Annotated in this window: 19 protein-coding genes; 8 read left to right on the plus strand and 11 right to left on the minus strand. The window is 66.4% G+C overall.

The genetic code is table 11. From position 1 onward, the window contains the following. Nucleotides 1-74 precede the first annotated feature (74 nt). The 4 genes from ACQCVD_RS13510 to ACQCVD_RS13525 all read right to left on the minus strand — a co-directional run bounded on the left by ACQCVD_RS13510 (nt 75) and on the right by ACQCVD_RS13525 (nt 4435). The gene (locus tag ACQCVD_RS13510; RefSeq protein ID WP_426824297.1) at nt 75-815 is read right to left on the minus strand and encodes an AAA family ATPase; all 741 of its coding nucleotides are present in this window, start codon (nt 813-815) and stop codon (nt 75-77) included. Beyond that, nucleotides 812-1546 (minus strand): AAA family ATPase, encoded by a 735-nt coding sequence (locus tag ACQCVD_RS13515; RefSeq protein WP_426824298.1) that lies wholly within the window; start codon nt 1544-1546, stop codon nt 812-814. Before ACQCVD_RS13515 ends, ACQCVD_RS13510 begins: the two co-directional genes overlap by 4 nt. Before the next feature lie 97 nt (nt 1547-1643). Beyond that, entirely contained in the window at nt 1644-2978 is a 1335-nt protein-coding gene (locus tag ACQCVD_RS13520) for a flavin monoamine oxidase family protein (RefSeq protein ID WP_426824299.1), read from the minus strand. Between the two features lie 38 nt (nt 2979-3016). Beyond that, complete coding sequence (locus ACQCVD_RS13525; RefSeq protein ID WP_426824301.1) at nt 3017-4435, minus strand: APC family permease; 1419 nt, start codon at nt 4433-4435, stop codon at nt 3017-3019. Between the two features lie 283 nt (nt 4436-4718). Between ACQCVD_RS13525 and ACQCVD_RS13530 the strand changes: the two genes are divergently transcribed. Continuing rightward, entirely contained in the window at nt 4719-5309 is a 591-nt protein-coding gene (locus ACQCVD_RS13530; RefSeq protein ID WP_426824302.1) for a TetR/AcrR family transcriptional regulator, read from the plus strand. A gap of 160 nt (nt 5310-5469) precedes the next feature. On the opposite strand, the gene ACQCVD_RS13535 is transcribed toward ACQCVD_RS13530, so the two are convergent. Next, nucleotides 5470-6714: a glutaminase gene (locus tag ACQCVD_RS13535; RefSeq protein ID WP_426824303.1), complete on the minus strand. Its 1245-nt coding sequence runs from the start codon at nt 6712-6714 to the stop codon at nt 5470-5472. A gap of 531 nt (nt 6715-7245) precedes the next feature. Here ACQCVD_RS13535 and ACQCVD_RS13540 point away from each other — a divergent pair. Beyond that, nucleotides 7246-7635, plus strand: coding sequence for a hypothetical protein (locus ACQCVD_RS13540; protein ID WP_426824304.1), 390 nt, complete (start codon nt 7246-7248; stop codon nt 7633-7635). A gap of 126 nt (nt 7636-7761) precedes the next feature. Further along, complete coding sequence (locus ACQCVD_RS13545; protein ID WP_426824305.1) at nt 7762-8115, plus strand: WhiB family transcriptional regulator; 354 nt, start codon at nt 7762-7764, stop codon at nt 8113-8115. A 106-nt stretch (nt 8116-8221) separates the two neighbouring features. On the opposite strand, the gene ACQCVD_RS13550 is transcribed toward ACQCVD_RS13545, so the two are convergent. The 4 genes from ACQCVD_RS13550 to ACQCVD_RS13565 all read right to left on the minus strand — a co-directional run bounded on the left by ACQCVD_RS13550 (nt 8222) and on the right by ACQCVD_RS13565 (nt 13438). Then, nucleotides 8222-10075 (minus strand): alpha/beta-hydrolase family protein, encoded by a 1854-nt coding sequence (locus tag ACQCVD_RS13550; RefSeq protein WP_426824306.1) that lies wholly within the window; start codon nt 10073-10075, stop codon nt 8222-8224. Between the two features lie 110 nt (nt 10076-10185). Then, nucleotides 10186-12051 (minus strand): heavy metal translocating P-type ATPase, encoded by a 1866-nt coding sequence (locus ACQCVD_RS13555; RefSeq protein WP_426824307.1) that lies wholly within the window; start codon nt 12049-12051, stop codon nt 10186-10188. A gap of 299 nt (nt 12052-12350) precedes the next feature. Then, entirely contained in the window at nt 12351-12587 is a 237-nt protein-coding gene (locus ACQCVD_RS13560; protein ID WP_426824308.1) for a heavy-metal-associated domain-containing protein, read from the minus strand. Between the two features lie 113 nt (nt 12588-12700). Continuing rightward, nucleotides 12701-13438, minus strand: coding sequence for a Crp/Fnr family transcriptional regulator (locus ACQCVD_RS13565; RefSeq protein WP_426824309.1), 738 nt, complete (start codon nt 13436-13438; stop codon nt 12701-12703). A gap of 112 nt (nt 13439-13550) precedes the next feature. On the opposite strand from ACQCVD_RS13565, the gene ACQCVD_RS13570 reads away from it, so the two are divergent. The 5 genes from ACQCVD_RS13570 to ACQCVD_RS13590 all read left to right on the plus strand — a co-directional run bounded on the left by ACQCVD_RS13570 (nt 13551) and on the right by ACQCVD_RS13590 (nt 18463). Next, nucleotides 13551-14507, plus strand: coding sequence for an L-lactate dehydrogenase (locus ACQCVD_RS13570; protein ID WP_426824310.1), 957 nt, complete (start codon nt 13551-13553; stop codon nt 14505-14507). A gap of 131 nt (nt 14508-14638) precedes the next feature. Further along, complete coding sequence (locus ACQCVD_RS13575; RefSeq protein ID WP_426824311.1) at nt 14639-16489, plus strand: pyruvate kinase; 1851 nt, start codon at nt 14639-14641, stop codon at nt 16487-16489. Next, nucleotides 16486-17205 (plus strand): glycerophosphodiester phosphodiesterase, encoded by a 720-nt coding sequence (locus tag ACQCVD_RS13580; RefSeq protein ID WP_426824312.1) that lies wholly within the window; start codon nt 16486-16488, stop codon nt 17203-17205. The genes ACQCVD_RS13575 and ACQCVD_RS13580 overlap by 4 nt, the downstream gene beginning before the upstream one ends. 25 nt (nt 17206-17230) lie before the next feature. Further along, entirely contained in the window at nt 17231-18151 is a 921-nt protein-coding gene (locus ACQCVD_RS13585; protein ID WP_426824313.1) for a DUF5926 family protein, read from the plus strand. A gap of 126 nt (nt 18152-18277) precedes the next feature. Then, the gene (locus ACQCVD_RS13590) at nt 18278-18463 is read left to right on the plus strand and encodes a hypothetical protein (protein WP_426824314.1); all 186 of its coding nucleotides are present in this window, start codon (nt 18278-18280) and stop codon (nt 18461-18463) included. Nucleotides 18464-18471: 8 nt separating this feature from the next. On the opposite strand, the gene ACQCVD_RS13595 is transcribed toward ACQCVD_RS13590, so the two are convergent. Together ACQCVD_RS13595 and ACQCVD_RS13600 are read right to left on the minus strand one after the other, a co-directional pair. Continuing rightward, complete coding sequence (locus tag ACQCVD_RS13595; RefSeq protein ID WP_426824315.1) at nt 18472-19407, minus strand: cation diffusion facilitator family transporter; 936 nt, start codon at nt 19405-19407, stop codon at nt 18472-18474. Between the two features lie 824 nt (nt 19408-20231). Next, the gene (locus tag ACQCVD_RS13600; RefSeq protein ID WP_426824316.1) at nt 20232-21662 is read right to left on the minus strand and encodes an LCP family protein; all 1431 of its coding nucleotides are present in this window, start codon (nt 21660-21662) and stop codon (nt 20232-20234) included. Nucleotides 21663-21685: the final 23 nt, after the last annotated feature.

Consider the following 21685-nt stretch of genomic DNA (forward strand, 5'->3'; position numbering starts at 1 on the left):
GGCTCGGTGGTTCGTGCCCGGTCACTGATCCTTCCGGGGACATGGGCCGTGGTGCGCAGCTGTGGGAGCTGTTCTTAGTCCCGTTCCGTCACCTCGACCATGAACTCGGCGATGCCCGCCGGATCCGCCAGAAAGTCCCGGAGCGCCCGGAACGCGGTGGTGCCGGTGACCCCGGAGTGCCGCTGCATGTCCCCCTCCGCGGTGAACTCCCAGATCACCGCGCCGGGAAGGGCCAGCAGCACGGGGGAGTGCGTGGCGATGACCAGCTGCCCGCCTTCGGCGGCCACACGGTACAGTTCCGCCAGCAGGGTCATCTGCCGGATCATGGACAGGCCCGACTCCGGCTCATCCAGCAGGTAGAGACCACCGCCGTGGAAGGACTCCTGCACCACCTGCATCACGGCCTCGCCGTGCGACATCTCGTGCAGGTCTACCACCCCGGGCGCACTGTCGCCGTATTCCGTGGCCACGTTGAAATGGGATTCAGCCCGCAGGAAGTAGCCGTCCATCGCCCGGTTGCTCCGGATGACCGTGGCCAGGTGGCGCAGCGGATTATTCCGGCTACCCGCGCGGGCGCCGAACGGCCCGCCCTGGACGTTGAAGTTGGAACTGACCGCGATGCCCTCCAGCAACGTGGACTTGCCGACGCCGTTCTCGCCCGTCAGCAGCGTGATCGGCTGGCCCAGGGGCAACCGCCCGGCGTTTTGCAGCGCCCGGAACGCCGGCACCTGACGGACCCAGCCGGGCACGGGGGCGTCGGTACGCGGCGGGTCAAAGAGGTGGTAGCCGTGGAGGAAGGGGCCAGGATGCGTCATGTCTCCTCCCCGGTGAGGAAAGCGGCGGTGCCGGCCGGGTCGGCGACGAACTCCCGGGCCGCCCGCACCGCCTCGGTGTCCTCGAAGTCCCGGGGGCGGACCCCCTCCCCGGAGATCTCCAGGAGTTGGGCTCCCGGGATGGCCATGAGCACCGGGGAATGGGTGGTCATGATGGCCTGGGATCCGGCTTCGGTGAGATGGAAGAGTGTTCCCAGCAGCTCGAGTTGGCGGAGCATGGACAGGCCGGCTTCGGGCTCGTCGAGGAAGAACAGGCCGGCGGTGTGGAAGCGGCGCTCGATCAGGGCCATCAGCGACTGCCCGTGGCTCATCTGGAGCAGATCGTCCATGCGTGGGCTGCCGACCGGTGGCGGTCCGAGTCCGGCGTAGTAGCCGGCGACGTTGTAGAAGGTCTCGCCCCGCAGAAAAAAGGCGTCGCGGGGGTTGCGGGCGCGGGTCAGGAGCAGCGATTCGTGCAGGGGAGACACCGACTTCCCGCTGTCCAGGCTGGCGAAGCGGGCGTGGCGGGAACCGCCCTCGGGATTGAGACCCATGCCCACGGCCAGCGCCTCGACGAGCGTGGATTTACCTGCGCCGTTCTCCCCCGTGAGCACCGTGACCGGGGCAGTGAACTCCAGCGGCTCCGTGGCCAGCGCCTGCACCACCGGCAGGCCGCCCAGGTAGGTGGGCAGGTCCCGGGGCGGGACGTCGAGACGCGCGGCGGAGAGGAACACGGTGGGTAGCTTAGGGGAGTCGGCCGCTCGGCGGGCGCAGTGCCGGGCCCCTCCGCGCGGGACCTGAAGGGACGGGCGGCGCGGTGGGGTGCGAGGACTACTTCAGATCGTTGATGATCTTGCGGGCCGTGGTCATGCCCTTTTCCAGAGCCCCGTCGACGCACACGCCGCGCCAGCCGTATGCGTAATCGGAGCCGGCGAAGTACAGCTGGGAGCCGATCTCATCGAAGAGGTTCCACCCTTCGGTGAACTGGCCCTTCCGCAGAGTGCCCCAGGCCTGCCCCGCCCATTTGTCGGCGACCCAGTCATGGCCGGTGGTGTCCATGACTTCCAGGTCATCGCGCCACTGGTCGACGACCGCCTGGGCGTCCTCGACGGAGTTGAGGTCGATGATGGTGTTGTCATGGCCGAATCCCACGAGGATGGTGGTGTCATCGTCCATGAAGTACTCCGAACGCAGGATCGAGATCTTGGCGGGCTTGGGGGCGTACCCCAGGAAACGGTGGTGTCCCTTGACCTTGATCCAGATCTTGGCGCCCTGGGAGTTCCATTTGTCGTGGACCACCTGTTGCACCTTGTCCGGTAATGCCGGGGAGAACTCGATGTTCCCGAGTGCGCCCACGGGCACGGTGCAGATGACCGCGGCGGCCTCGATGGTTTCCCCCTGTGCGGTGGTGACGGTGGCGCCGGTGTTGTGGTGTTCGACCTTAGCCACCGGGGTCTCCAGCCGGAGCGGGCCCGTCAGGTCTCCGGCGATGCCGTGGTACAGCGACTGCATGCCGTTCTTGAGCTTCCACTTGAGGGTGATGTCCTCCATCACCTGGTAACGGTTATCCGAGAGGGCGCCCCACTGTTTGGCCATGAGTGCGGAGCCGGTGTACGGATCCCCGATGTACCCGGCGCACCAGAATGCATCGACGAGGTCGATGGTTTCCTGGTCGAATCCGGCCTCCGTTACCAGGTCAATGGCGTTCTTCTGGTCGTCCGCGAGGAATCTCTCGCGGACCTCCGCCGGGCCGTCGAAATCGTCCGACATGACCCACAGCGGGTCGTAGGGGTTCGGGAAGTACTCGTCATTGCCCTCGTAGGTGGCACGCATGGCTGCGGTCAGCTTGTCATCGATGTCAGCTTCTGAGCCCCGGATGACCTTGCCGGCAGTGATCCAATGGGCGTCGTTGCCGGCTGGAGAGGTCTCGATCTCCTTGCGTTGGCCATAGCGCATGATCTCGGTCCAGATGTGGGCCTGGAACCAGTGGACCCAGGTGGCCCCGAGCTCGAGGGGGCGGCCCATGCGCTCCTCGGTCCACGCCCGGCCGCCGATGCGGTCCTTGGCCTCGAGGACTTCGTATTCGATGCCGGCGGTCTGCAGCTCGCGTGCTGCGACGAGGCCGGCGAAGCCGGCGCCGATGATGACGATCTTCTTGTTGGACATGGTGGAGAGTTACCTTTCCTGGAGGGTCTGGAGTGAAGTCAGTTTCCTGTTGACAGTGGCGTGGCCACGGCTTGCTCAGTTGGTTCGGTCCCGCTTATCGCGTGCAGGGTGCCGGTTCCGCGACGGATCAGTACTTCTCCCCAGATCAGACCGATCACGCCGGAGCCGATGATGATCGCGGGCATGATCCAGATCATGAGCGGGTCCTCGGACTCCATCATGAGATCGAAGTTCATCAGGATGAGTACCGTCACCGCTGCCATGCCGATTCCGGCGATGACCGGCGCAATAGTACGGGCGAAGACGTGGTATTCAGGGTGGTGGCGGTTCGCCCAGACCATGACCGCGAAGCTGGTGGCGGCGACCAGGAAGGTGAGGCCGAAGGCGGCCGCGTTGGTGAACCAGGTGAACAAGGTCATGACCGGGAAGAGCTCCCTGAGCTCGGAGTGTTGCCCAACGAATGCGAAAGCGGTGACGACGGTGGCCCCCAGTACCGACTGGGCGATTGAGCCGCCCACCGGCGCCCCCGATTTTCCTGATGTGCCGAAAGCGGCGGGAAGTACGCCGGAGCGGCCCAGGGAGAAGAAGTACCGGGCGGCTGCGTTGTGGAAGGCAATCAGCGCGGCGAACAGGCTGGTGACGAACAGCAGGCTGGCGATGTTCGACGCCACCGGGCTGAACTCGGCGAGCCAGGCGAACACCAGATCTGGACCAAGGGCCTGTGACTCCTCGACGATGTGGCCCGGGCCGACCCCCGTCTGGAGTGCCCATGCGGAGAAGGCGTAGAACAAGGCGATGACGGCAACTGCGATATAGGTCGCGCGCGGCACGGTGCGCTCGGGATCCTTGGCTTCTTCCGAGTAGATGGCGCCGGATTCAAATCCCATGAACGCCGCCATGGTGAAAGCCAACAGGACACCGATGCCGGGGGTGAAGAACTGGTCCGGCTGCCAGCCACTGGTGCTGACACCTTCCGGGGAATTCAGCAGCGCTGTACCGGAGAACACGATGACCACGAGGAACTCGAGGGTCACGATGACGCCGAGCACCTTCGCCGAAAAGTCGATGCTGTTCATGCCGAGGAAAGCGACGAGCAGCCAACCGACTGCGCCCAGCAGCCACCACGGGACGGTGAGGCCGGTCAGCGAGGCGACTGCATTGGCTGCAGAGAAGCCGAACAGGCCGTAGAGGCCGATCTGCATCAGGTTGTAGGAGACCAGGGCGAGAATGGCGCCGGCGATGCCCTGACGCAGCCCCAGCCCTCGCGCGATGTAGACGTAGAAGGCTCCCGAGTTCTGGATCTTGCTGGCCATGCGGCCATAGCCCACGGCGAAGAAGACCAGGATCAGGCCGAGCACCAGGTAGCCGGTGGGCACGCCCAGCAGGCCAGCGACGGCATAGTTGGTGGGTGCGCCGCCGGCGAGGACCGTCAAGGGGGCGGAGGCGGCGATGATCATGAAGACGAGTGCAGCGGTAGAGAGCTTCCCGCGTCTGAGTGAAGTCTGATTCTGAGGGGGATGTTCATGCATGGACCTGCACTCCTTGGGTGATGGAATTGGATTTTGTTCCCGCACGTGATCGCAGTCACTTTAATTTCTACTAGCGTAGAGATTAAACCGCGGTGACCGTCCTGGCAAGGGGTCGGCAGGGTTTTCTCATTGGGTTGGCGGATGAATGACTGGTCGGGCTGCATCAGATTGCCGGTAATATCGGCTCAATACCCGTGATGGAGAAGAGCAGATGCCGAAAATCGTGGACCATAACCAGCGCCGACGTGAATTGGTGGAGGCTACCTGGCAGGTCATTGCTCGCCGGGGACTCTCCGGCGCCACGATGCGTGAAATCGCTCAGGAGGCCGGTTACGCCAACGGGGCTTTGAAGCCGTACTTTCCCACCAAGGCGGACCTTCTGGAAGCGACCTACAACCATGTCTTCGAGCTCACCGAGGCGCGCATCGACCGGGCGACGCAGGGACTGCGGGGACTGGCGTTCCTGCGCTCGTTGTGTCTGGAGATCTTGCCCGTGAGCGCCTACCTGCGGGACGAGGCACGCATCGTGGTGTCGTTTTGGGAAGCCGCCGCGCGGGATTCCGACAGATCGCAGCTTGTCGCGAAGGCGACGGACCGGTGGCGGGACCGGATCTTGCGGGCACTCGAAGAAGCCGGGGCCGACGGTGATCTACGCCCCGGCCTCAATGCGGGAAGCATCGCCGGCGTCATGCTTGGTTTCCTGCAGGGATCGCAGGTCACCGCCGTCATGGATCCAGCTGGTTTCAGTCCCGAAAACCTGCGTGATCATCTGGAGGGGTACCTGGATCTGCTTCAGGGTTGAGCGGAAGAAGAACTGCTTCGGGTGGCCCGGTTGCATCTCCACCGGAGTTCCCCCGGGCGGGGTAGCCACTGCCCCGACAGCCAAAGCTTCCGCCCGCCGTGCGGAACGGGCCCTGCAGGCGGAGAGGGACGATCACTGTTCGGCCTGCGGACAATGAGAGTCAGCGGTGATCAATGGTGCCGGCGTGAGTACCGTCGGAGAACTCGAAGTCCCCGATCATTCCCCCGGGATCGTAGATGGCGACCGCAAACCCGTCTTCGCGGAAGCGGCGCAGGCCTTCCTTGACCATCTTGCGGCTCATCCGGTGGAACCCCGCGGTATGTGAGACATCGAGGATGAGGCGGCGGCCGGTGAAATCGCGGTGGGAGAGATCGTCGAGAATCTTCTCCGCCGAGGCGAAGTTGACTGTCCCCTGCAGGCTGATGATGACGTCCTCACCGTGGGTTTCGATGGAGCGCACCGCGTTGGTTCCCCACGGGTCCGGCTCCATCAGGTGTAGCCCCATCTCCTCCGAGAACCGCTCGAAGATCTTCACCCCGCGCACGCTGTTTCCCTGCTGGTCCAGGCGCGGGGACATGGTGGCGAGGCCGAGTTGCCCCGGCAATGTGCCGATCAACCCGCCGGTGATGCCTGATTTGGCGGGGATGCCCACGGTGGCCATCCAGCGCCCGGAAGCGTCATACATGCCGGCGGAGCTCATCACCGACAAGGTGAGCCGGCAGACGTCCCGGCTCAGGATCTTCTCACCCGTGACCGGTTGTGTACCACCGTTGGCGAGCGTCGCGGACATTACGGCCAGATCCCGCACGGTGACCTCAACCGAGCACTGCCGGGTGTAGCTGAGCACCGCCTCCCGGGCGTCATCGGAAATGATGCCGTGACTGCGCAGCATGTGGGCGATCGCGAGATTGTTGTCGGCGTTGTCGAACTCGGAATCGGCGACCGCCTCGTTGATCTTCAGCTCCCGCCCTGCCAGGTCAGAGAGGAATTCCCGGATCCTTTCCACCCGGTCTGCCACGCTGGAGTGCTCCCCGTTGATCAGCTGATTGACCGCGATCGCTCCGGCGTTGATCAGCGGATTCATGGGACGGTTCTGCCTCCCCAGGGATAACTCGTTGAACGATTCCCCGGAGGGCTCCATGCCCGCCGTCTCGAATACCTTGTCCCGGCCCAGCTCCCGGAGGGCCAGGGCGTAGACGAAGGATTTGGAGATGGACTGCATCGTGAACTCGAGGTCGTGGTCCCCGGCGCTGTAGATGTTGCCGGACACCGTGCAGACCGCGGCGCTCAACCACTCGGGGTCGGAGGTGACGCGCTCGGGCAGACCCTCGACGACCTCTCCATCATGGATGTCGCGGACGCCATCGAGGACCGGATCGAGGAAATCGGAAATGGGGGTCTTCACGTCGGAGGGGGCGCCTCTCACTGGCCGTGGTCAGTTCTACGGTAAGTCTAGCGGGATCCCTTGGCCGGGCTATGCGGGTTTCCGTTGCGGGGACTCCGTATGGGAGCGGCCTTCGCTGGCTCTCGCAACCGTCCTTTGTGGCCCTCGGCAAGGGCCACGATCCTGAACGGGCACCCCCGAATGGGGATCCGCACCGTATCTCCTGGTGTGGATGGGCGGTAGCGTCCGCTCTCCGTCTTCTCTTCATTCCCGCAGGTGGAATGGGGTGCGTCGCGCCCAGACTCCGGGGGATGAGGTAGCGGCCCCGATGTATTTGGCGCCCCTGGTTTCCGGGGGACTGCGAAGCCGGATCTTCTATTTCCCCCGGTAAACCCTTGAGTAATCTTCGGCGGCCGAGGTACTTTCTTTCAGGAAACACCATTGTTGACGCGAGCAACAATACATCACATCATTCCCGCTCCGGAGATCAGGGGCCCAGGGAACACGTGACAGTCCTTCCCCTCCCCCTGAACCCCTGCCAAGAGGAAAACCATGAGAATTTATACTGCCCGACCCCGCTGGAATGATGGGCGGTGGACCAGCACCGTCGATGAAGTGACGGGACTGGTGGCCACGGCCCGCCTCCTGGAGCAGGTACCCACGGCGGTCACATCGGGTCTGGTGAATTTCCCGGGCGCGGCGATGGATGACTCCGAGGAGGTGTTGGTGCTGGTCCTTCCAGAGGTTGACGCCGAGTCTGTCGGTCACCTCAGGGACTTCACCGAGCAGGCACGGCGGCCCGGCCGCCAGGCACAGGAGGGCATTCGTGAGGCTGTCCTTGAGCTGTGCGCGAAGGGGCTGACTTTCCGGGACATCGGCACGATCCTCACCATCGACTTGACCTATGCGCAACAACTCGCACACGAGCCCCAACGCCCGTGAAACTTCACGGGACATCCACTGGGCGGACCTCTCGGGACCGAGGGGAAGTGGGGCCATCGAAGGCCCAGTGTGACGGAAATGAAAACAACATCTGGTTCCGATTCACAGAGGAGAATAACGAAGACCATGTCGCTCTATCTTGACCAGCAGCATACTGCTCCTGTGTGGCAGGGGCCGAGGCCCAGCGGTAATGAGGAGATACCTCTTGACCGGGAAGAATGGGTCACCCAGGCCACGTGCCGGCAGGTGGATCCGGACGCACTTTTCGTGAAGGGTGCGCAACAGCGCAGCGCCGCCGCGATCTGCCGACCTTGCCGCGTACGGAACCACTGTCTGGTGACCGCCCTGGATAACCGGGAGGAATTCGGCGTCTGGGGTGGGTTGACCGAACGTCAGCGTCGTGCGCTGCTGCGGAAACACTCCCACATCGACAACTGGGCGGACCACCTCACCGTCAACGGTGAGCTCGTCGGTATTTAACCCCGGACACCGCGCCCCGGCCACTGAGAGTCCATGGCCGGCGCACTCACAGCTACCTGCGCGGCACGCCTGCCGACGCCGTGGCCGTCCCCGGTAGACATCCCACCTACCGCTTCACCCGGTGTGTCTCGATCCACTCGACGGCCCGGCGCTCCAGGCCCGGGTCCAACTGCACGGGCACGCCGTCGCGCGTACCCAGGACCGCCGCCCAGTAGGGCAGGAACTCCCCGTAGTAGTTGTGGCCGTGCAGTCCCTGTGTCTTGGTGGACATCAGCAGGTCCAGGCCGATCTGCCAGGCCGTGACGAAGGGGAACCACCGCAGACTGGGCAGTACGTCCAGGTGCATGGAGCTCGGCGCCGAACGTCCCCGGGAGCCGACCTCGCGCAGCCAGTCCGGGCGCTTGTAGAACAGTGCCGGTGTCCACCAGACCACCGGGTCCGAGGCATGCTGGCCGATGATCACCCGCGGATGCCGCCACTCGTGGCGGTAGGGAAGGCCGGCGTAGTCGTGGTACAGGTGGCTGGGATGTGCCACGAAACGCACGTGGCGGCCCCCGTCTACCACCGGCAGCCGCTCCGGGGAACCGCCGTCGCGTTCCTGGGTCAGTGTCCGGATCAGACTGGTGAAGTGCGGCGCCCCGGTGAGCACCGCGCCGTCGGTACGCGCCAGCAGATCCGCCAGGTCCTCGAAGGCGGCCGCCGTGCCATAGGCGCCGAGTGACTCCCCGGCGACGTAGACCTTCGGCGGGTCCGGGAGGCTCTGCAGCCGCTCGAGGACCTTGCCGATCAGCGCCGTGGCGGCCTTGATGGGTGGCTCGCGGTCCAGATAATAACTGACGGCACTGGTGATGTAGGAGTACTGCAGGGACATCGTGGCGCAGTTTCCGCCGGTCAGGAATTCCACGGCGGCCATGCCCCAGTCGGTGATCCAACCGGTGCCGGTGGAGGTCTGGAGGATCAGGATGTCGCGCTGGAAGGCGCCGGTGCGGTCCATCTCCGCCAGCACCACCTCGACCGTGGCCTCCAGACTGCGGCCGGGCACCAGGCCCGCGAAAATCCGGATCGGTTCATGCACGTCCTGCAGCGGCATGCGGGTGACCTCGGCGATGTCGCGGGCCCGCGGTCCACCGGACATCATCGCCCGGCCCTGGGAGCCGAGGGCGCGCCAGGGCTCCAGGGAACGGGGGCTGCCGGAACGTTCGGGTTCCCGGGGCTGGCTGGTGCCGGCGAACACCACCTCGTTGAGCTCCTCGGCGTTCTTGGTGATGTCCGCGATGATGCGTTTGAGCAGCACCCGGTCACTGAGCAGGGCCACCAGGTAGCCGAGTGCTCCCGTGGCGAGGGGCCACCCCAGCCAACCCGGCATGAACCGGGCCAGCAGCCCACCCGCGCGGTCGGTGGCGTACTGGGCGCTTTCGCCGAGCAGCAGCAGGAGACCGTAGCCGGCGGTGCCGGCGGCAAGGCCGGTCATGCCCTCGCGGTAGCCGCGGGTGCGCGTGGCGTTGATCAGGGCGGCATGACGCTGCTGACTCTGCAGACTGCGGACGGTGGCTGCGGCGGTGACTGCCGCGATCAGCAGGTGCGTGGAATTGCGCGAGGCCGTGGTCAGCCCGGTGCGCAGCTGCATGCCCCTGACGGCGGGGATCTTCGCGCCCAGCCAACTCGCGCCGGCAAAGGTGGCGTGCCCGACGGCCTGGCAGACCGCGACATTGGCGGCGGTGGCCCACCAGCGTCGTGGCAATAACGAGGGGGACAGCGCCACCCAGGAGATGATCTCCGCCCCCAAAATGCCCGCCCCCAAGTTCCGGGGGATGCGGTGCCGCCGGGTGATCCGCAGGCCGGGGGCGATGTCGGCGGCCACATCCAGCACCGCCACCACCGTCTTCAGGGCGCCGATGCCCGCCCGCAGTGCGCCGCTGCGCAGCGAGGCGGGGAGAAGGAAACGGCGCGGTTCGGGCATAAGCGCGATTCTGGCAGAAACCCGGCGTGGGCGCAGGCTATCCGGGGTGGCGTACGGGCACGGCCGATCCCACCGGGGCGTCGACACGCTCCGGTGGGAGGGGCGTCCGGTCATGCCCTGGTGGCCACCGGGTGTGCCGCGCCGGGCTTGGCGACGCCCCGGGCTGCACTCCGCGCCAGGGTGGGCCGCAGGAGCAGCATCGCGATGCCGATGACCAGCAGCACCGAGGCCTCGTGGACGAGCATGCCGATCGACATGGTCACCCCACCCACCAGCACTCCGGCAAGCAGGACCGCGACGGTGGCCAAGGCGATCGTGATGTTGACCCGCATGGTCCGCACCGTGCGCCGGGCCAGCTCCAGCGCGTAGGGCAGCCGGGGCAACCGGTCGGCCATGAGCGCGATGTCGGCGGTCTCGATGGCGGCGGGAGAACCGGCGGCACCCATCGCCACCCCGATATCAGCCTGCGCCAGGGCCGGAGTGTCGTTGACCCCGTCGCCGACCATCGCCACCGTGCGCCCCTGCGCCTGCAGCTCCCTGACGATGACCAGTTTGTCCTCCGGCAGCAGCTCCGCCCGGACCTCGTCGACGCCGAGCTGCGCGGCGATACTCTCCGCCACCCGCCGGGCGTCACCGGTGGCCATGATGACCCTGATGTCGTTGTCGTGGAGCGCCTCCACTGCCGCTGGGGCGTCGGTACGGATGGTGTCCGCGACCGTGACGATGCCGATGGCGCGACCGTCCACCCCCACATACATCGCGGTCTTGCCCTGACCGTTCAGCTCGAGGACGCGGGATACGTCCGGGACGTGGTCGAGCAGCTCAGCGGAACCGACGGTGACGTCGCGGCCGTCGACCCGGGCGCGGATCCCCCTGCCAACCACCGGCTCGGCCGTCTCCACCATCGTGGCCGCCAGTCCCCGGTCCACCGCGCCGCGGATGACTGCCTCGGCCAGGGGATGCTCGGAGGCGGTCTCCGCGCGGGCGGCCAGTTCCAGGACCTCGTCGGCGCTGTAACCGGGATCGAGCACGTCCACCTCGGTCAACTCGGGTCTGCCGTTGGTCAGGGTGCCGGTCTTGTCCACGACCACCGTGTCGACTCTGGCGGAGGTCTCCAGGTACTCGCCGCCCTTGATGAGCACGCCGTCCTTGGCCGCCCGGCCGATGCCCGCGACGATCGAGACCGGAATCGAGATGACCAGCGCGCCGGGGCAGGCGATGACCAGCAGCGTCAGGGCCAGTTCCACGTTCCAGGTCAGCAGTCCGGCCAGCAGTGCGGCGACCATCACGCCCGGGGTGTAGTACCGGGAGAACTTCTCCAGAAAGGTCTGGGCCCGGGCCTTGTCATCCTGGGCGTCCTCGACACGGTGGACGATCTTGGCCAGGGTGGAGTCGGCACCGATGCCGATGGCCGCCACCCGCAGCACACCGGAGCGCAGCCAGGTACCGGCGAAGACTTCCGTGTCTTCATTCTTCTCGGCGGGGACGGACTCACCGGTGATCGTCGCTTCGTCCACGCCACCGTGGCCGGAGACTACCCGGCCGTCTACGGGGATCTGTTCGCCGTTTTTGACCAGCACGATGTCGCCGGGCACCAGCTCCCAGATCTCCACGGTCTCGGGTTCGCCGTCGCGCAGGACGGTGGCGGTTTCCGGTGCCGCCGCCACCAGATCCGACAGCGCCTTGCGGGTGCGGTTCATGGTGGCCTTCTCCAATGCCTTGCCGAGGGCGAAGAGGAAGGTCACGGCTGCAGATTCCCAGTAGTTGTTGATGAACAGCGCACCGACGGCGGCGACGATGACCAGCAGGTCGATCGAGATCATGCGGATGCGCAGGGCCTGGATGGCGGAGACGGCGATCTGCCAGCCCGCCACCACGGCGGCGGCGAGCATGAGCAAATCGGACCTGGTGATCCAGGACAGGATGATCAGTGCACCTGAGACGCCGACGACGCCCCAGGTCTGCCAGGTTTTCACGGTGATGTCCCTTCAGAAGTGTGGCTCGGTGTGTTTGACACTTCTGACGTTAGGGCGGTTCCGGGGGGACTTCCTTGACGTGGATCAAACAACCGGAATCTGCTCTCACCTGTGGTGATGGTGGAGGGGCTGCGTCAACCGCGTTGGCCCGGTGCAGGTTCCCGGCACCGGGCCCCACAGCCGGTTGCCTCCTCAGTTGCCCCTCGGTTGTCCCGCCCAGCACACCGGAAACACGGAATCCACCCGGACCAGATGGTCCGGGTGGATTCCGGTGCTCAGCCAGCTGGGTGCTCAAGCACCTAGATCGCCGAGGGTTTCGCGGTGTAGCCCACCTCCGCCACCGCGTCGACCAGGTCGCGCACACTCACCGTGGCGGGGTCGTGGGTGACCAGGATTCGGCCGGAGGAGAACTTCACCTCGGCGGACTCCACGCCATTCAGACCGTTGAGCTTGGTCTCGATCTTGTTGACACAGCTCGGGCAGGAGAACTCATCGGAACGGAGGGTGGTGTTTTTCAGGGTGGCCGGGGCGGTCATGGCTGATCAGGTCCTTTCTCATCGTGGTGGTACCTTCCTGACACTTCTCACGTTAAGACTGGGTGGCCCACAACTCCTTGACCTGGATCAAATAACAGAAAACCACCGAGACCCTACTGAGAGGCCAGCTCAGCCAGTCCCGCCGGGTCGACGACCGCGATCCATTCGCGGCCGGAGTCGATCACACCCTGTTTCTTCATCCTCGACATCGTCCGGGATGCGGACTCCAGGGTGGTGCCGGCCATCCCGGCGATGTCGTCCCGGCGCAGGCGGACCTGCAGGAGGCTGGTCCCGTCGGAACGCTGCTGACCGAACTTGCGTTCCAGCTGCTGGAGGACCCCGGCCACCCGCTGCTCGACGGTCGTGGTGCTCTGCGCGATCCTGCTTCCCCGGGAACTGGCGAGTCCCTCCTGCTGCAGCCGCATTATCCCCAGGGCCACCTGCGGGTACTTGTCCACGATCTGCGCCAGGGATTCCGCCGGCAGATAGAGCGCACAGGTGGTCTCCATCGCCCAGGCGGAGTCGGCCACCGGAGCGGGGGCGGTGTGGACCGGCCCGATGATGTCACCGGGGGCAGCGATGTCGACGGTGATCTCACGGCCGTCGACAGTGTCCCGGGTGATCCGGGCGCGACCGGAGGCGAGCAGGTAGCTGCCCGCGGCTTCCTGCCCGGCAAGCAGGATGGGTTCGTCCTCGGCCCAGGCCCACGCACTGAGGTGCCGATTGAAATCACGGTGGTCCTCCGGACTCAGCTCCCGGGTCAGCGGCGAACGCGCCAGGACCTGCATCCGCACCTCCATCGGGCAGTGATGGGGTGCAGCGCAGCTCTGGCGGACCGGATTGCTGGACATGCGCCCAGCGTATCGCAACCCGACCGCCGTGCCAGCCGTGCTTCCTCCGGCGCCGCCGGGCAGGATCGGCAATACTGAACACCACAACTCACCGACCTGCAGGAGCAGCGGCATGAAGACGACCGTGGGAAACAAGGTGGTGCTCATCGGCGCCGGGGACGTGGGTGTGGCCTACGCCTACGCACTGGTCAACCAGGGCACGGTGGACCATCTGGCGATCATCGACATCGACGAGAAGAAGCTGCGCGGCAATGTCATGGACCTCAACCACGGAGTGGTCTGGGCGGGTTCGCGCACCCGGGTCACGGAGGGAACCTACGCGGACTGCGAGGACGCCGCGATCGTGGTGCTGTGTGCCGGTGCCGCCCAGCAGCCGGGGGAGACCCGGCTGCAGCTGGTGGACAAGAACGTGGCGATCACCAGGTCGGTGGTCGGCCAGGTCATGGCCGTCGGTTTTGACGGGATCTTCCTCGTGGCCGCCAACCCGGTGGACGTGCTCTCCTATGCCACCTGGCGCTTTTCCGGGATCGACCACCACCGTGTGATCGGCTCCGGGACCGTGCTGGATTCCGCCCGCTTCCGCTACATGCTGGGCGAACTCTATGAGGTCGCACCCAGTTCCATCCACGCCTACATCATCGGCGAACATGGCGACACCGAGCTGCCGGTGCTCTCCTCGGCCACGATCGCCGGGGTGCCCCTACGGCGGATGCTGGAGAAGGATCCGGAACTGGAGGGCCGGCTGGAGCAGATCTTCGAGGAGACCCGCGACGCTGCATACCGCATCATCGACGCCAAGGGCTCCACCTCCTACGGAATCGGCATGGGGCTGGCCAGGATCACCCGTGCCATCGTCCAGAACCAGGACGTGGCGCTGCCCGTGTCGGCGTATCTGGACGGGCAGTACGGGCAGGAGGACATCTACACCGGGACCCCGGCGATCATCAACCGCCGGGGGATCCGGCGTGTGGTGGAACTCGAGCTCAGCGGGCACGAGATGGCGCGCTTCACCCACTCCGCGGACACCCTGCGCGGGATCCGGGAGCGCTTCTTCTCCCCGGACCGGTAGCCCACCGCCGGCCCTGCGCCCTGGCGCAATCCAGGATGCCGAAACCGGGGAACGCGGGCACAATATGAAGACAGTGGTCCGCAGGCAGGACTGACATCGCAGACCTCGACACGAAGGGCGTTGGACACACCGTGGACACCAGGATCCGGGAAATGATCACGCAGGTCGATGGCCTGCTCCGCGCACTCGACGCGGAGACCGAACGCTATGCGGAGCAGATCGCCGCCGTGGCTCCGACCCACCGCGGCGGGGCGGAGAACCTGGTGCATTACGCGCACCTGCGTACCCGGGACGTCCGCCCGCTCCAGGCCGGGTTGGCTGACGTCGGGGCGACCCGGTTGACCACCACCGAACCCTCGGTCAGGCCCCGCCTGCAGGCCGCCCGGAACGTCCTCGGCGCCTTCGCGGGGGAGGACATCATTCCCGGGGAGGGGACGGAGGATGCCTTCGCCCTGGCTGATGAGGTGCTGGAGGAGCACGCCACCACGTTGCTGGGCGCGACTGATGAGAACACCCACTCCCGCATCATGGTAACCCTGCCCAGTGAGGCGGCCACCGACCCGGATCTGGTCCGGGACTTCGTCGCCGCCGGCATGGATCTGGCGCGCATCAACTGCGCCCACGATGACGAGCACGCGTGGAAGGCCATGATCGACAACGTCCGGGCCGCCGCCCGGGAGGCGGCCCGTCAGGTGCGCATCGCCATGGATCTGGCCGGGCCGAAGGTGCGCACCGGCGCGATCGCCGACGGCCCGGAGGTCGCCCGGGCCCGGGTCACCCGTACCAAGGCCGGGGAGGTCACCTCACCGGCGAAGCTGTGGCTCTACCCGGACAACAAGCCGGCCCCGCCGCTGCCGGAGCTGCCGGGCCGCGCCGCCCTGCCCGTGCAGGTGGACCCGGAGTGGTACGCGAAGCTGGTCGAGGGCTCGGTGATCACGCTGGTCGACGTCCGCGACTCCCGCCGCGAGTTCACCGTGGTCACACTTGACGACGGCGCGGTGCTCGCCGAGGGCGACCAGAACGCCTACCTGTCCAACGGCACCCTGCTGGAGCATGACTACGAAAAGACCCGAGCGCGTGGCATCCCGCCGATCGAGCAGAAACTGAAGCTGCACATCGGCGACCGTCTGGTGCTGACCACGGACCAGGCCCCCGGGGACCCGACTGCGCCGACCCCGAAGATCAGCTGCATCCTGCCGGAGGCGCTCGAGGCGATCAGCGTCGGCGAGGATGTCCTCTTCGATGACGGGGCGATCGCGGCCCGGGCCGTCGATAAGCGTCTGGACGAGTTCGGCCACCGCGAGGTGGAACTGAACATCACCCGTGCCCAGCCGGGCGGGACGAATCTGAAGGCCTACAAGGGCATCAACCTGCCGCAGACCGACCTGCCGCTGCCCAGCCTGACGTCGGAGGACGTCTCCCACCTGCGTTTCGTGGCCCGTCACGCCGATATCGCGGACGTCTCCTTCATCCGTGACGCCGAGGACGTGCGTTTCCTGCTGGACAACCTGGAGGAGGTCGCCGCGGAGGCCGATGACCCGGAGCGGGTGCGCAACCTCGGTATCGTGCTCAAGATCGAGACGATCCCCGCCTACGAGAACCTGCCCGAGGTCCTGCTGGCCGGCATGCAGCACGCCAACCTGGGCGTGATGATCGCGCGCGGTGACCTGGCCGTGGAACTCGGCTTCGAGCGCATGGCAGAGGTCCCGCGCCACATCATGGCGATGGCGGAGGCCGCGCACGTGCCCACCATCATGGCCACCCAGGTGCTGGAGAACCTCGCGAAGTCGGGGTTGCCTTCCCGGGCGGAGATCACCGACGCCGCCTACGCCCTGCGCGCCGAGGCCGTCATGCTGAACAAGGGCCCGCACATCACCGACGCCATCCGTATCCTGAACTCCATGTCGGAGAAACTCGGCGCCTCGCAGCGCAAGAACCGGATGCTGCTGCGCAAGATCAACAGCTGGGACCAGCAACGGTGAAGGTGATAGCCCACCGCGGGCTGTCGTCGCTCTACCCCGAACTGACCGAGATCGCCTTCGAAAAAGCCCTCGAACTGGACATTCACGGGGTGGAGACCGATGTCCGCCTGACCAGCGACGGCGTGGCCGTGTGCATCCACGACCCCGTCATTGACCGGGTGTCCACCGGTCGGGGCCGGGTCTCCGAGCGCTCGCTGGCACAGCTGCGCCGCTACAACTTCGGCACCCCCCTGCGCCCACAGCAGGTGCTCACCCTCGATGAGCTGCTGGAGATGGTGCGCGCCTACGATGACCGCCACATCTACATCGAGACCAAACATCCGCTGCGCTTCGCCCGCATGCTGGAGGAACAGGTGGTGCTGCGCCTGAAGTACCACGGTCTGCTCCACGATCCGCGGGTGCACCTCATCAGCTTCTCCGCCGCCTCGATCACCCGGATGCGTGAGATCGCCCCGCAGATCGACCGCATCCACCTCCGCCGCCACTGGGAACGTTGGCTGAATCCCGTGCCCAACTTCGTGGGGCAGCCCACCGGACTGGGCATCTCCCTGGACCGGGCGCGGAAGAATCCGGGGATGATCGGCAGCTTCGGCCTGCCCACCTACATGTGGACGGTGGACCGCGCCTCCGACATCCGCTGGGCCCGCGACATGGGGGTGGACATGCTCGCCACGAATGTTCCCGGTCGCGCCGCGGCCCTGCTGGCCCGCAGGTGAGTCGGCCGCCAGGTATCTTGGGGGCATGGCAAAGAAGAACAAGAAGAACGAGGATCTGCCCGAGGGCATGAGCCGCCGCCAGGCCAAGCTCGCCGCCCGTGCCGCCGAGCGCGCCGCCCTGGAGAAGGATCCGCGTCCCTACGCCGGGTTCGCGATGGAGACTGACCTCATCGCGTTGCAGGAATTCGTTCCCTCGGCGTACGCGAAGCTGCCGGTGACGGGATTTGACCGCGACGTCTACGTGGCCACCGTGCTGCCCGGCGCCGGTGCCGCCCTGGTGCGTGACGACGCCGACGGTGGCGCCGCCTTCGTCGCCCTCCAGGTCAACAACCACTCCCAGAATCCCGGCCGCGATCTGGCCTACGCCCTCGACTGGGTGAAGCAGGCCGGTCCCGGCGATTCGCTGGGTTCCACCGCCGCCGACGGCAGCCAGCCGGAGCTCAAGGAGCTGCTGGACACCGAGGCCACCCTGGAGGTCACCGAGGCCGATGACTTCGCCTGGTGGATCCCGGAGGGCACGACCGTGGACCCGCAGGTCACCGCGAGCCTGCAGGCCGCCAACGACGCCGTGGTGCCCTCGCGCCGGGTCACCGCCGACGTCCCCGGTTCCCTGTGGTGGGTGAACCCGGGCGGTGGCAAGGCTCACCTCCGGTGGGTCCGCCCCGAAACTGACGAACCTGCCCTGCTCGAGGCCCTGGCACGGGTGGCCGCCCGCGGCGAACTGAACCTCGGCGGGGACACCAAGTTCGCCGGTGTGTTCCGTACCCACGGCACCGTGGTCCCCGTCTTCGACCTGGACCCGGAAGTCTCCCATGATTCCTACGGCGAGGAACTGGCCCGCGTCAACCAGGCGCTGGTGACCGAGCTGGACAATGATGCACAGCTGAGCGCCGACGAGCGCAAGCAGCTGGAGAACATCAAGTCCCGTCAGGTGACCATCCGGTAATTCTCTGCCGGCGTGGTTGGTTTCGACCCCGTTCGGCGCGTGCCTGCTGGTGCGTGCCGGACGGGGTTTTATGTTGGATCTCCGCCCGTTGTGCGTGGGCTGAGGGGCGCTTGCCGGGTAGGTGGGGTGACAGAGGCCCTGGGAAAGGTGCACTCCGCCTGCGACATGGCCTACTCGATGGAGCGCGTGCACCCCGCGGGTCTGGGCTGCGACGTGATTATTCCACGGGGCGGGGAACTCGAGATCGCCAGATGGTGGCGGGACGAGCGGGGGATTCTGGACCGGTTGCTGGGGGAACAGCCCAGCAGCTGACGTTGCCGCTACCAGGAAGCGGGCGCCACATCGGTCTGCAGCGTCGAGGGCAGCTCCTCCACCGGCACCACCACGACGTCGTTGATCTTCCAGTCCAGGGCCAGGCACCGCTTGCGGGCCTCGATGAGATCGTGGATGGGGGTTTCCTGGGGATCCTCCGGGATGATGAAGGCCTCGATGTGGAAAACCTGGCCTTCTCCCCGGACCCGGCAGCCGGCCTCCTTCACCCAGTCCAGTTCGCTGAGGGTGCGGTTGATCTGCTGCGGGAGCGGATGCCGGTCACCGGTGTCCATCTTGACGGGGATGGAATCGGTCAGCGCGGAAAGGGACGCCCGGAGATTCCGGAGACCGTCCCACAGAATATCCAGCGAAATGATGATGGCAGCCACGGCATCAGCCCACCAGATTCCGAGCCCCACGCCGGACACACCCACGATGGTCGCGAGCGAGGACAGCCAGTCGGCCTTGTTCATCTTGCTGTCGGTGTAGAGCACCTGGTTGTGCAGCAGCTGTGCGGGCCTCATCTTCTTCCGGCCGAGGATCAGCGGCGGGACGACACCGATGGCCATGACCGCGATCATCACCCAGCCCTGCCAGAGCTCGAAGCCGAAGAGGGAGAACAAACCGATGCCGGGTGGCTGTCCGCTCAGCAGAGACATGGCGGATTGGCCCAGGAGGAAACCACCGAACGCCAGCAGTGAGGCCGCGGCCAGGAAATGGGCGACATCCATGAACTGGTGGAAGCCGTACGGGTGCTTGGTGGTGGCCCGCCGGGCGGAGACCCGGCTGCCGATCAGAAACACCACCGGTGGCACGAGGGCGAGAACATCCTGCACCCACGCCGCCTGCATCGCCTGCGAATTGCCCTTGATCAGGAACAGCACCACAACGTCAATGAGTAGATAGGCAATGGTCAGCCAGGAGAGCAGGACCGCTGCTTTCAACGCCTTCCGTTGTGCCTCCGGCAGGTTTTCTTGGTGTGTCGCTCGCGGGGAGTTCACCAGGGCTCCCATCATCAGGAAAAGTCATGGTTTGAGAGCTGAATCAGCTGTTACCGCGAGCATAGATGCAAAGCGCGCAACTGTCAGGAGCGACTTCCCCAAGATAGGAGGCCATGGGCATTTGCCCAGCGTGCAGGTCGGTTACCCAGTAACGCTTGTGGATTCGAATATTCCTGTCCGGACATCGCCCTAAGTGCGCATCATCATGTCGAGTTCCGGTCTGCTTCGTCAGCTCACCCGCGTTTCTGCTGAGCTCGCTGGCAGCGATCATGACGCTGGGTAGCCAGGCCGTGCCCCTGATCTTCAGGGGCGGCATAGCTCCTGTCGGGTAGGGCGGATTCCGGCAGTAGGTTAAAAGCGGTGTCGGGTAGGTAGCGGGTATCGGGCAATTGTCTCGCCGGGGAGAGCTCAATCTGGCAGTAGCCGCTACCTAAACGACAACCCCGAACAACCCTCCGCACAACCCTCCGAACAACCCCGGCCTCACCGCATGGAGCTGAACGGTTCTTCGGCCGCTGCGTCGTCCCGGATCACCACGTTGCCCGCGGCGTAGTCCGCGATTCCGGAGAAGGGCACGGTCTCTTGATCTTCAAGGGCGGCATAGCTCCTGTCGGGTAGGGCCGATTCCGGCCCTAGGATAAATGCCGTGTCGGGTAGGTAGCGGGTATCGGGCAATTGTCCCGCCGGGGAGAGCTCAATCCGGCAGTAGCCGCTACCTAAACGACAGCTCCGCACAATCCCGAACGACTCTCCGCACAACCCCGGTCTCACCGCATGGAGCTGAACAGCTCCTCGGCAGCGGCATCGTCCCAGATCACCACGTTGCCTACGGCGTAGTCCGCGAATCCGGAGAAGGGCACGGTTTCGGTCTCCACTCCGGAGCGCATCGCCAGGGCCACCCGCGCCAGATGCCACACGTGGTCGCCCTTGCCCACGGTGAAGGTGGACGCCGTGTCAGAGATCAGCGGCACCAGGCGGAACGGGTTGAGTAGCGTGCTGGGGCTGGTCACCTTGTCCAGCAGGGCCGCGAAGAACTCGCGCTGGCGCTCCACCCGGTCCAGGTCACCCAGCGCCGTGGCGCGGGTGCGCACGTAGCCCAGGGCGGTCGCGCCGTCGAACTCCTGGCATCCGGCCTGCACGTCCAGGCCCGCCAGGGGGTCGTTGATCGGCTCGTCCACGCACATCTCGATCCCGCCGGTGGAATTGACGATGCTGGCTAGACCTCCCATTCCGATCTCCGCGTAGTGGTCGACCTGCAGACCGGTGGCGCCCTCCACCGTCTCGGTCAGCAGCTGTGGCCCCCCGTAGGTGAAGGCGGAGTTGAGTTTGTCCATGCCATAGCCGGGGACCTCCACGTACGAGTCACGCGGCAGGGACACCAGGCGTGCGGAACCGGTCAGCGGGATGTGCAGCAGCATCACCGTGTCCGTGCGGCCCACACCGATGTCTCCGCCCACGCCCAGTTCGGCGATCTCCTCCTCACTCAGTCCCTGTCGGGAGTCGGAACCGACGAGCAGCCAGTTGGTGCCGGCGGTATCGGAGATCTGCTCCTCCGGCGTGGCCTCCACGCGGTTGAGCTTCGAATCGGCCCACAGCGTGAGGACGAGGGTGAACACCAGGAAGATGGCCAGTACCCACAGCACGGGCCGGAAACACCCGAACCGGCGCCGCGGCCGCGGGGGCCGGGGTTCGCGCGGGCCGGAGCGCCGCGACGGAATGGAACTGCCCCGCCGACGCCCCGGCGGGACCGGAGCAGGCTCGCCCGGCTGCTGGGGAGGCTGCTGCCGTGGTGGCTGCTGCGGCGGAAAGTACTGCCGCGGGCGCTCCGGCTGTGGGGGCGGGGCCTGCGCACCAGCGGCTTCGAAACGCGTGTGCTGCGGCGTCGAACCAGCGCCGGCACCTCCTGCGGCGGCACCAGCTGCTCCGTCCGGGCGCTGCTCCCGCCGGGCCCGTCGGAAAGAACCGGTGCGGGTGGGACTGTCCACCCGACGTGGTCGGGCCGGTTTCTGCGGTACGCCGGGAGCCTGCCGGGGCCGGTTGCGGACGGGTCGGCCGAACCGGTCGACGATCGGCCGGCCCTGGGAATCGCGGGCGATGTCGTCCTGGCCGCCGGTCGGGGACGCCCGGAAACCCCCTGGGGACCGTGGGTCCCGCGGCGGTTTTCCGGTGCGGCGTTCGTCGCGTCCTGGTGAATCCATGCGTCACACATTAGACCCTGGAA

Source organism: Corynebacterium halotolerans (assembly GCF_050107895.1).
Lineage (GTDB): Bacteria > Actinomycetota > Actinomycetes > Mycobacteriales > Mycobacteriaceae > Corynebacterium > Corynebacterium halotolerans_B.